The following is an 11,874-nucleotide window of genomic DNA, read 5'->3' on the forward strand; positions in this document are numbered from 1 at the left end:
GGCAGGTTTCGCTTTTAATCCGTATCTGCTGCCGGGATGCCAAAATCAGGCATCCCGTTTTCGTCCCAGCGGACAAGCTTCAGGCGGGTATGGCGATTCGGATCGTACAGCGGGTCGCCTTCGATTTCGGTGTAGTTGCGCGCGTGGTACACCAGCACATCTTCTCCCTCCGGCGTTTGCGTAAAGCTATTGTGTCCGGGCCCATACTGACGATTCTCATAGCTGGTACGGAACACCGGCTGCGGCGCTTTATGCCAGTTTTCCGGCCGCAGCGGGTCGGCGTTAATGTCTATCCACAATAAGCCCATACAGTAGTTTTCGTCGGTGGCGCTGGCGGAGTAGCTGACGAACAGCTTGTCGCCGTGGAACAGGACCGCCGGGCCTTCGTTCACCAGAAAACCCCGGCACTCCCAGTCAAACTCGGGTTGACTCAGCATGACCGGCTGACCTTTTAGCGTCCACGGATTTGCCAGTTCAGCCAGATAGAGGTTGGTATTACCCTTAATTTCCGGATCTTTTTGCGCCCACAGGTACCACCGTTTACCCTGATGGTGGAAGGTGGTGGCATCCAGCGCAAAGGTATCAAGCGGCGTTTTAATCTGGCCTTTTTCCTGCCATTTCCCGGTTAACGGGTCGCTCTCCGCGCATTCGAGCGCGAACATGCGGTGCTGGAACATGCCCAGCGCATCCAGATCGTGGGTGTGGCTGGCGGCAAAGTAGATATACCATTTGCCGTCAATCTCATGCAGCTCCGGGGCCCATATGAGCTGGCTCATCGGGCCGCTGTCCGGTTTACGCCAGACGACCACCGGCTGCGCGTCGCGTAAACCTTCAAGGGTTGCTGAGCGGCGGATTTCCAGACGGTCATACTCCGGCACCGAGGCAATAAAGTAGTAGCTCTCCTGATGGCGCAGAATATACGGGTCCGCGCGTTGTTCAATAAATGGATTCGGCCAGTTTTTCATTACGCTTTCCTTACCTGTTCGCCGGTTTTCAGTTCCTGATAGTCGTTGAGTTCGCTGTAGTTGACCCGGCGTTTCTCGAGGTCGGACTGAATTAGCCGCATAAATTCGCGGTTTACCTTCAGCATACGCACCACCCCCGCGGTAATCAGATAGCCGATGCCGGGGATAACGCTGAATAACAATACGATACCGTTAATCGCGGAGGCGCTTTGCTGCTTCGCACCGGCATCGTAACCGTACCAGGAGAGCAGGAAGCCAACCATCGCGCCGGCGATGGCCAGACCGACCTTCAGGAAGAACAGGTTGCCGGAGAAGCTGATGCCGGTGATGCGTTTGCCGGTCTTCCATTCGCCGTAGTCATCCACGTCGGCCATCAGCGACCAGTGCAGCGGCGAGGGGATCTGATGCAGAATGTTCAGCAGGAAGTAGAGCACCATAATCATCATGGTGGCGTGCGGGTCGAAGAAGTAGAAGGCGCAGGAGAAAATCGCCAGCACGATGTTGGTCCAGAAAAACACCTGCAGTTTGCACCAGCGGTCGGTCAGGACTTTAGCCAGCATACTGCCGATCATCATTCCGACTACCCCGAGGCTGATAAATAGCGTGGCGAAGTGGGTGCTTTGCTGCATCACCCAGGTGACGTAGTACATGGTGGCGGCCATGCGAATAAAGCCCGGACAAACGTTGCACAGCGTTAGCAGCAGGATGCGAACCCACTGGTCGTTTTTCCAGACGTCTTTCAGATCTTTTTTCAGCTCGTCGTTGGTCTGGACGGCGGGTTTTACGCGTTCACGAACGGTGGCAAAGCAGAACAGGAACATGCACATACCGATAATCGCCAGCACGGTCATCGCCATCTGATAGCCTTTGGCTTTATCCTCACCGCCGAACCAGTCCGCCATCGGCAGCAGCGTCAGGGAGAGCAGGAGCGTGGCGATACCGACCATCACGAAGCGATAGGACTGGCAGGCCACGCGTTCCTTCGGGTCATTCGTAATCACGCTACCCAAGGAGCAGTAGGGGATGTTGATCGCGGTGTAGGTCAGCGAGAGCAGGAAGTAGGTGACGAAAGCATAGATAACCTTGCTATTGTACGACCACTCCGGGGTGGTAAACATCAGCACGCTGAACAGCGCGTACGGGAAGGCAATCCACAGCAGCCATGGGCGAAAGCGCCCGTATTTACTGCGGGTACGGTCGGCCATCGCCCCCATAATCGGATCGGTGACGGCATCAATAACGCGTACGGAAAGCAGCAAAACGCCCACCAGCGCCGGCGCGAGACCAAAAATATCCGTATAAAAATAGTTAACAAACAACATGATGGCGCCGAATATGATATTGCATCCGGCGTCACCCATCCCGTAGCCTATTTTTTCTTTAACTGAAAGCTTATTGCCATTCATCGCAGCGATCTCCCCGTGGCGGTATGGAGAGAATTATTAGCCGGGTAATGGACTAATGCGTTGCAGGATAGGGTTAACGATATGGATAAATCGGTTATCAGGGGGAAAGTGTGAAGCAGATAACAATGCGCTGTGTCCGCCAGCGGCGGGCGGACACAGGTTGTGGAGATGCAGGATTATGCTTTAATGGCGCTGGCGGTTTTCTGCTTAAACAGGTAGCCGACGCCGAGAACGGCAATCCATACCGGGATAAGGTAGACGGAAATCGCCATGCCAGGGGTCATCAGCATGATCACCAGCACTCCCGCCATAAACAGCAGGCAGATCCAGTTGCCCAGCGGATAAAGCAGCGCCGGGAAGCGGGTGACCACGCCCTGCTGCTGCTTAGCGCGACGGAACTTCATGTGCGCCAGGCTAATCATCGCCCAGTTGATCACCAGGGCTGAAACCACCAGCGCCATCAGCAGACCAAACGCGGATTCCGGCGCGAAGTAGTTAATCAGTACGCACAGCGCGGTGACCACCGCGGAGACGAGGATGGTGTTGACCGGCACGCCGCGTTTATCGACGCTCATCAGCGCTTTTGGCGCGTTCCCCTGCTGGGCCAGACCGAACAGCATCCGGCTGTTGCAGTATACGCAGCTGTTGTAAACGGAGAGCGCCGCGGTTAATACCACGATATTCAGCGCATTCGCGACGAAGGTATCGCCCAGCTCGTGGAAAATCAGGACGAACGGGCTGGTATCGGCGGTTACGCGGCTCCACGGCAGCAGCGAAAGCAGAACGGCCAGCGAGCCCACATAGAAAATCAGGATGCGGTAGATGACCTGGTTGGTGGCCTTCGGAATGCTCTGCTCCGGGTTATCCGCTTCGGCTGCGGTGATACCGACCAGCTCCAGCCCGCCGAAAGAGAACATAATAATCGCCATCATCATTACCAGCCCGGTGAAGCCGTGCGGCAGGAATCCGCCTTGCTCCCACAGGTTGCGTACGGTGGCCTGCGGGCCGCCGTTGCCGCTGAACAGCAGCCAGCCGCCGAACAGGATCATCGCCACGACGGCGACGACTTTGATGATCGCGAACCAGAACTCCATCTCGCCAAACACCTTGACGTTCGTCAGGTTGATGGCGTTGATAGCGATAAAGAAAACGGCCGCAGAAACCCAGGTAGGAATTTCCGGCCACCAGAACTGGACGTATTTCCCGACCGCGGTCAGCTCGGCCATTGCGACCAGCACGTAAAGCACCCAGTAGTTCCAGCCGGAAGCGAAGCCTGCAAAGCCGCCCCAGTATTTGTAGGCAAAATGACTAAATGAACCGGCTACCGGCTCTTCGACGACCATTTCGCCCAGCTGACGCATAATCAGGAAAGCAATAAAACCGGCAATTGCGTAGCCCAGAATAATACCGGGACCCGCGTTTTGGATGACGGATGCGCTACCCAGAAACAAACCGGTACCGATAGCGCCTCCCAGCGCAATAAGCTGAATATGGCGGTTTTTAAGGCCGCGCTTTAGCCGATCGCCATGCTGTTGACCTTCCATCATGAATCCTCGTGTGTGGTTATGGCTATTATGTTTGTCCGCGTCATCCATCAGGTGACTTCTTCGCTGTCCATCCCTGCCTGATAGCATAGTCAGCGAATTTCTACGGAGCCTGCGCCCCGTTTTGCCCCGAGTGATGTAGCGCACATATTGTTGTGTTTGTGTAATTATCAAATTCCGTAGATGTACTTATTTCTTTACGCAAGGCGGAGAGGAAATTCATGAAAAGGCCTTTCGTATCATGGAGAATAGTGATAAGCGCCGCTGAATGCACCTGCTTTATGAAGGGATGATGACGAAGCGAGCAAAAAGACGCCATTTGTAAATCCCACCCCATGCGCCAGTGCCTACCCACTATTTGTCATCCATGCAAATTTATTGAATTTATATTCACTTAATGAGGAGTTGAATCGGTTCAGATAGCGTAATTTTTCGTTTCTATTACGTTAACGCTACCTCTTTGTGAGTAAACACAACATTTGTGCAAGGTTACATTTTTGAAATGTTATTTCTGTAAGGTTGTTAAAACGTGCCGGGTTTAATGATTTCAATCAAAACCTGTATGGACAGAAGGTGAATACTTTGTTACTTTAGCGATACGAACTATGAATTGGTAAGACCAATTGACTCCGGGCTAATGGCAGAGACAGGGAATATGGCCTACAGCAAGATCCGCCAACCAAAACTATCCGATGTGATAGAGCAGCAGCTGGAGTTTTTAATCCTTGAGGGGACGTTGCGCCCCGGTGAAAAACTCCCGCCAGAACGTGAACTGGCAAAACAGTTCGACGTTTCCCGTCCCTCGCTCCGTGAGGCTATTCAACGCCTCGAAGCTAAGGGCTTGTTGCTTCGTCGCCAGGGGGGCGGAACGTTTGTACAAAGCCGCCTGTGGCAGAGCTTCAGCGACCCGCTGGTAGAGCTACTGTCCGACCACCCTGAATCCCAATTTGATCTGCTGGAAACCCGTCACGCGCTTGAAGGCATCGCGGCTTATTACGCGGCGCTGCGCAGCAATGATGAAGACCGCGAACGCATTCGCGAGCTGCATCAGGCCATTGAGCGGGCTCAGCAGTCCGGCGATCTCGACGCCGAATCCGATGCCGTCGTCCAGTATCAAATCGCCGTCACCGAAGCGGCGCACAATGTGGTGCTGCTCCATCTACTACGCTGTATGGAGCCGATGCTGGCCCAGAACGTTCGCCAGAATTTTGAATTGTTGTACGCCCGTCGGGAGATGCTCCCGCAGGTCAGCAATCATCGTACTCGCATTTTTGAGGCGATAATCGCCGGGGAACCGGAGCAGGCGCGTGAAGCGTCGCATCGTCACCTGGCGTTCATTGAGGAAATTTTGCTGGATCGTAGCCGTGAGCAGAGCCGTCGTGAACGCTCACTGCGTCGTTTACAGCAACGAAAAGATGAGAACTCCGGTTCTTAAGCGCCATTTTTAGAGCGCGGCAACTAAACGCAGAACCTGTCTTATTGCACTTTTAGTTGTTCAAAATAATTTTGGGTGTATCGCGGCGGCAAGCGCGCGAATCCCCGGGAGCATAGTGAACTATGTGACTGGGGTGAGGAAGCGAAGCCAACAAAGAGACAGCCAGAAGTATGAAGAACAAAGAGCGCAATGGGACAGGTTCCAGATTAATCAACGATTAGATAGATAAGGAATACCCCCCATGTCAGAACGTTTACCAAATGACGTGGATCCGATCGAAACTCGCGACTGGCTACAGGCGATCGAATCGGTCATCCGTGAAGAAGGTGTTGAGCGCGCTCAGTATCTTATTGACCAACTCCTTTCTGAAGCCCGCAAAGGCGGGGTGAAAGTGGCTGCTGGCGCATCGACCGGCGGTTACGTGAACACTATTGCCGTTGAAGATGAGCCGGAATACCCGGGTAATCTGGATCTGGAACGTCGTATCCGTTCTGCGATCCGCTGGAACGCGATTATGACCGTTCTGCGCGCATCGAAAAAAGATCTCGAACTGGGCGGCCACATGGCTTCCTTCCAGTCTTCCGCAACCTTCTATGAAGTGTGCTTTAACCACTTCTTCCGCGCACGCAACGAGCAGGACGGCGGCGACCTGGTTTACTTCCAGGGCCACATCTCTCCGGGCGTCTACGCGCGTGCTTTCCTGGAAGGTCGTCTGACTGAAGAGCAGATGAACAACTTCCGTCAGGAAGTTCACGGTAAAGGTCTGTCCTCTTATCCGCACCCGAAACTGATGCCGGAATTCTGGCAGTTCCCGACCGTCTCTATGGGTCTGGGCCCAATCGGTGCGATTTATCAGGCTAAGTTCCTGAAGTATCTGGAACACCGCGGCCTGAAAGACACTTCCAAACAAACCGTTTACGCTTTCCTCGGCGACGGCGAGATGGACGAGCCGGAATCCAAAGGCGCGATCACCATCGCGACCCGTGAGAAGCTGGACAACCTGGTCTTCGTTATCAACTGTAACCTGCAGCGCCTTGACGGCCCGGTTACCGGTAATGGCAAGATCATTAACGAACTGGAAGGCATCTTTGGCGGTGCTGGCTGGAACGTTATCAAGGTTATCTGGGGCGGACGCTGGGATGAGCTGCTGCGTAAAGATACCAGCGGTAAACTGATCCAGCTGATGGAAGAGACCGTTGACGGTGACTACCAGACCTTCAAATCCAAAGACGGCGCTTACGTGCGTGAGCACTTCTTCGGTAAATATCCGGAAACCGCAGCGCTGGTTGCCGACTGGACTGACGAGCAGATCTGGGCCCTGAACCGCGGCGGTCACGATCCGAAGAAAGTCTACGCTGCGCTGAAAAAAGCACAGGAAACCAAAGGCAAAGCCACCGTAATCCTCGCCCATACCATTAAAGGTTACGGCATGGGTGACACCGCTGAAGGTAAAAACATCGCTCACCAGGTTAAGAAAATGAACATGGACGGCGTTCGCTACGTCCGCGATCGTTTCAACGTGCCGGTTGCCGATGCTGATATCGAAAAACTGCCGTACGTGACCTTCCCGGAAGGTTCTGAAGAGCACACCTATCTGCACGCCCAGCGTCAGAAACTGCACGGCTATCTGCCGAGCCGTCAGCCAAACTTCGATGAGAAGCTGGAGCTGCCGACCCTGGAAGATTTCGGTCCGCTGCTGGAAGAGCAGAATAAAGAGATCTCTACCACTATCGCGTTCGTTCGTGCCCTGAACGTGATGCTGAAGAACAAATCCATCAAAGACCGCCTCGTGCCGATCATCGCCGATGAAGCGCGTACCTTTGGTATGGAAGGCCTGTTCCGTCAGATTGGTATCTACAGCCCGAACGGTCAGCAGTACACTCCGCAGGACCGTGAGCAGGTTGCTTACTACAAAGAAGACGAGAAAGGCCAGATTCTGCAGGAAGGTATCAACGAACTGGGTGCCGGTGCATCCTGGCTGGCTGCTGCGACCTCCTACAGCACCAACAACCTGCCGATGATCCCGTTCTACATCTACTACTCCATGTTCGGGTTCCAGCGTATCGGTGACCTGTGCTGGCAGGCAGGCGACCAGCAGGCTCGCGGCTTCCTGATCGGCGGGACTTCCGGTCGTACCACGCTGAACGGCGAAGGTCTGCAGCACGAAGATGGCCACAGCCACATTCAGTCTCTGACCATCCCGAACTGTATCTCTTACGATCCGTCTTACGCGTACGAAGTTGCGGTCATCATGCACGATGGTCTGGAGCGTATGTACGGTGAGAAACAAGAGAACGTTTACTACTACATCACCACGCTGAACGAAAACTACCACATGCCGGCAATGCCAGCAGGCGCCGAGGAAGGTATCCGTAAAGGTATCTACAAACTCGAAACCGTTGAAGGTAGCAAAGGTAAAGTTCAGCTGCTGGGCTCCGGTTCTATCCTGCGTCACGTCCGTGAAGCAGCGCAGATCCTGGCCAAAGACTACGGCGTAGGCTCTGACGTTTATAGCGTCACCTCCTTCACCGAACTGGCGCGTGATGGCCAGGATTGTGAACGCTGGAACATGCTGCATCCGCTGGAAACGCCGCGCGTTCCGTACATCGCTCAGGTGATGAACGACGCTCCGGCAGTCGCATCTACTGACTATATGAAACTGTTCGCTGAGCAGGTTCGTACTTACGTACCGGCCGATGATTACCGCGTACTGGGTACCGACGGCTTCGGTCGCTCTGACAGCCGTGAAAACCTGCGTCATCACTTCGAAGTTGACGCTTCCTACGTGGTGGTAGCAGCGCTGGGCGAACTGGCTAAACGTGGCGAAATCGATAAGAAAGTGGTTGCGGAAGCCATCACTAAATTCAACATCGATGCAGATAAAGTTAACCCGCGTCTGGCGTAAGAGGTAAAAGAATAATGGCTATCGAAATCAAAGTACCGGACATCGGGGCTGATGAAGTTGAAATCACCGAGATTCTGGTCAAAGTGGGCGACAAAGTTGAAGCTGAACAGTCGCTGATCACCGTAGAAGGCGACAAAGCCTCTATGGAAGTCCCGTCTCCGCAGGCTGGCGTCGTTAAAGAGATCAAAGTCTCCGTCGGCGACAAAACCGAGACCGGTAAACTGATCATGATTTTCGATTCCGCCGATGGTGCAGCAGCCGCTGCACCTGCGCAGGAAGAGAAGAAAGAAGCCGCTCCGGCCGCCGCAGCACCGGCAGCCGCCAGCGCGAAAGAAGTTCATGTACCGGATATCGGCGGTGATGAAGTTGAAGTCACGGAAATCATGGTAAAAGTGGGCGACACCATCGCCGCTGAACAATCCCTGATCACCGTAGAAGGCGATAAAGCCTCTATGGAAGTGCCGGCGCCGTTCGCCGGTACCGTGAAAGAGATCAAGATTAACACCGGCGACAAAGTGTCCACGGGTTCCCTGATCATGATCTTCGAAGTGGCGGGCGCAGCGCCTGCCGCGGCGCCGGCGAAAGCGGAAGCCGCTCCGGCTGCTGCTGCACCGGCAGCTTCAGGTTCTAAAGAAGTTCACGTGCCGGATATCGGCGGCGATGAAGTTGAAGTGACTGAAGTGATGGTGAAAGTGGGCGATAAAATTGCCGCTGAACAGTCACTGATCACCGTTGAAGGCGACAAAGCTTCCATGGAAGTGCCTGCGCCGTTCGCGGGTACCGTGAAAGAGATCAAAATCAGCACCGGCGACAAAGTCTCCACCGGCTCCCTGATTATGGTCTTCGAAGTGGAAGGCGCCGCGCCTGCCGCAGCTCCGGCTGCCGCGGCTGCCCCAGCACCAGCTGCTGCACCGGCTCAGGCTGCTAAACCAGCTGCACCTGCTGCAAAAGCAGAAGGCAAATCTGAGTTCGCTGAAAACGACGCTTACGTTCACGCTACCCCGCTGATTCGTCGCCTGGCGCGCGAGTTCGGCGTAAACCTGGCGAAAGTGAAAGGAACTGGTCGTAAAGGCCGTATCCTGCGCGAAGACGTTCAGGCCTACGTGAAAGAAGCGGTTAAACGCGCTGAAGCCGCGCCTGCTGCTACCGGTGGTGGTATCCCGGGCATGCTGCCGTGGCCGAAAGTGGACTTCAGCAAGTTTGGTGAAGTGGAAGAAGTTGAACTGGGCCGCATCCAGAAGATCTCTGGTGCTAACCTGAGCCGTAACTGGGTGATGATCCCGCACGTTACGCACTTCGACAAAACCGATATCACCGATCTGGAAGCGTTCCGTAAACAGCAGAATGCCGAAGCTGAGAAGCGTAAGCTGGACGTGAAATTCACTCCGGTGGTCTTCATCATGAAAGCCGTTGCCGCGGCGCTTGAGCAGATGCCGCGCTTCAACAGCTCCCTGTCTGAAGATGCACAGCGTCTGACGCTGAAGAAATACATCAATATCGGTGTGGCGGTTGATACCCCGAATGGTCTGGTTGTTCCGGTCTTCAAAGACGTGAACAAGAAGAGCATTACCGAGCTGTCTCGTGAACTGACCGTGATTTCCAAGAAAGCGCGTGATGGTAAGCTGACCGCTGGCGAAATGCAGGGTGGTTGCTTCACTATCTCCAGCATCGGCGGCCTGGGTACCACCCACTTCGCACCGATTGTGAACGCGCCGGAAGTGGCTATCCTCGGCGTCTCCAAGTCCGCGATGGAGCCGGTATGGAATGGCAAAGAGTTCGTGCCGCGTCTGATGATGCCGATCTCTCTGTCCTTCGACCACCGCGTGATCGACGGTGCTGATGGTGCGCGCTTTATCACCATCATCAACAATATGCTGAGCGACATTCGCCGCCTGGTGATGTAAGCAAAAAGCCGGCCTGACGGCCGGCTTTTTTCTGGTAATCTCTTCTGCGTTTTGAAGTTACCAGCAATAAAGGACAAAATCGTTTGCCGTTTGTTGTTTCAAAATTGTTAACAATTTTGTAAAATGCTTGCGGATAGAACGTCCCGGTGGACATGGGCGTAAAAACAATAGCGTCAGACCCGCCGGATACAAATAACAGAGGTCATGATGAGTACTGAAATCAAAACTCAGGTCGTGGTACTTGGGGCAGGCCCCGCAGGTTATTCTGCTGCCTTCCGTTGCGCTGATTTAGGTCTGGAAACCGTCATCGTAGAACGTTACAGCACCCTCGGCGGTGTTTGCCTGAACGTCGGCTGTATCCCTTCTAAAGCACTGCTGCACGTTGCTAAAGTTATCGAAGAAGCGAAAGCGCTGGCCGAACACGGCATCGTTTTCGGTGAACCGAAAACTGACATTGACAAGATTCGCACCTGGAAAGAAAAAGTCATCACTCAGCTGACCGGCGGTCTGGCTGGCATGGCCAAAGGGCGTAAAGTGAAGGTGGTTAACGGTCTGGGTAAATTTACCGGCGCTAACACCCTGGAAGTGGAAGGCGAAAACGGTAAAACCGTCATCAACTTCGACAACGCTATCATCGCGGCGGGTTCCCGTCCGATCGAACTGCCGTTCATTCCGCATGAAGATCCGCGCGTATGGGACTCCACCGATGCGCTGGAGCTGAAAACCGTACCAAAACGCCTGCTGGTTATGGGCGGCGGTATCATCGGTCTGGAAATGGGTACCGTATACCATGCGCTGGGTTCAGAGATTGACGTGGTTGAAATGTTCGACCAGGTTATCCCGGCTGCCGATAAAGACGTGGTGAAAGTCTTCACCAAGCGCATCAGTAAGAAATTCAACCTGATGCTGGAAACCAAAGTGACCGCCGTTGAAGCGAAAGAAGACGGTATCTACGTTTCCATGGAAGGCAAAAAAGCCCCGGCTGAAGCGCAGCGCTACGACGCCGTGCTGGTAGCTATCGGCCGCGTGCCGAATGGTAAAAACCTCGATGCCGGTAAAGCAGGCGTTGAAGTTGACGAGCGTGGCTTTATCCGCGTTGATAAACAGCTGCGTACCAACGTGCCGCACATCTTCGCTATCGGCGATATCGTCGGTCAGCCGATGCTGGCGCACAAAGGCGTTCACGAAGGCCACGTTGCTGCCGAAGTTATCGCCGGCATGAAGCACTACTTCGACCCGAAAGTTATCCCGTCCATCGCCTATACCGAGCCGGAAGTTGCGTGGGTTGGTCTGACTGAGAAAGAAGCGAAAGAGAAAGGCATCAGCTACGAAACCGCCACCTTCCCGTGGGCTGCTTCTGGCCGCGCCATCGCTTCCGACTGCGCTGACGGTATGACCAAACTGATTTTCGACAAAGAATCTCACCGCGTTATCGGCGGGGCGATTGTCGGCACCAACGGCGGCGAGCTGCTGGGTGAAATCGGTCTGGCGATCGAAATGGGCTGTGACGCTGAAGACATCGCGCTGACCATCCACGCTCACCCGACTCTGCACGAGTCCGTTGGCCTGGCAGCAGAAGTCTTCGAAGGCAGCATCACCGACCTGCCAAACGCGAAAGCGAAGAAAAAGTAAATTTTTCTTTCAGGCAAAATCCAAAAAGCGGCTCAGTGAGCCGCTTTTTTTATCGGTGATGTTTAGAACTGTGTCGCCGTTAA

General features: G+C 54.4%; 7 protein-coding genes. 4 read left to right on the top strand and 3 right to left on the bottom strand.

What is annotated here, in order from left to right:
- Positions 1–14: 14 nt before the first annotated feature.
- From F8562_RS08980 to aroP, 3 genes are all read right to left on the bottom strand, one after another.
- Entirely contained in the window at positions 15–965 is a 951-nt protein-coding gene (locus F8562_RS08980; protein ID WP_014227934.1) for a family 43 glycosylhydrolase, read from the bottom strand.
- On the bottom strand, positions 965–2,371 hold the full coding sequence (locus F8562_RS08985) for a glycoside-pentoside-hexuronide (GPH):cation symporter (RefSeq protein ID WP_014227935.1): 1,407 nt from the start codon (positions 2,369–2,371) through the stop codon (positions 965–967). The genes F8562_RS08980 and F8562_RS08985 overlap by 1 nt, the downstream gene beginning before the upstream one ends.
- A 176-nt stretch (positions 2,372–2,547) precedes the next feature.
- Positions 2,548–3,918, bottom strand: a complete 1,371-nt coding sequence (gene aroP, locus F8562_RS08990; RefSeq protein WP_086544283.1) for an aromatic amino acid transporter AroP — start codon at positions 3,916–3,918, stop codon at positions 2,548–2,550.
- Between the two features lie 652 nt (positions 3,919–4,570).
- Here aroP and pdhR point away from each other — a divergent pair.
- The 4 genes from pdhR to lpdA all read left to right on the top strand — a co-directional run bounded on the left by pdhR (position 4,571) and on the right by lpdA (position 11,791).
- Positions 4,571–5,350, top strand: coding sequence for a pyruvate dehydrogenase complex transcriptional repressor PdhR (gene pdhR, locus F8562_RS09000; RefSeq protein WP_004098632.1), 780 nt, complete (start codon positions 4,571–4,573; stop codon positions 5,348–5,350).
- Positions 5,351–5,591: 241 nt separating this feature from the next.
- Positions 5,592–8,255, top strand: a complete 2,664-nt coding sequence (aceE, locus tag F8562_RS09005; protein WP_004098634.1) for a pyruvate dehydrogenase (acetyl-transferring), homodimeric type — start codon at positions 5,592–5,594, stop codon at positions 8,253–8,255.
- A 14-nt stretch (positions 8,256–8,269) separates the two neighbouring features.
- The gene (gene aceF, locus F8562_RS09010) at positions 8,270–10,159 is read left to right on the top strand and encodes a pyruvate dehydrogenase complex dihydrolipoyllysine-residue acetyltransferase (protein ID WP_014227937.1); all 1,890 of its coding nucleotides are present in this window, start codon (positions 8,270–8,272) and stop codon (positions 10,157–10,159) included.
- A gap of 207 nt (positions 10,160–10,366) precedes the next feature.
- Entirely contained in the window at positions 10,367–11,791 is a 1,425-nt protein-coding gene (gene lpdA / locus F8562_RS09015) for a dihydrolipoyl dehydrogenase (protein ID WP_004098637.1), read from the top strand.
- Positions 11,792–11,874: the final 83 nt, after the last annotated feature.

Source organism: Klebsiella sp. RCJ4 (assembly GCF_009025755.1).
Taxonomy (GTDB): Bacteria; Pseudomonadota; Gammaproteobacteria; order Enterobacterales; family Enterobacteriaceae; genus Klebsiella; species Klebsiella michiganensis.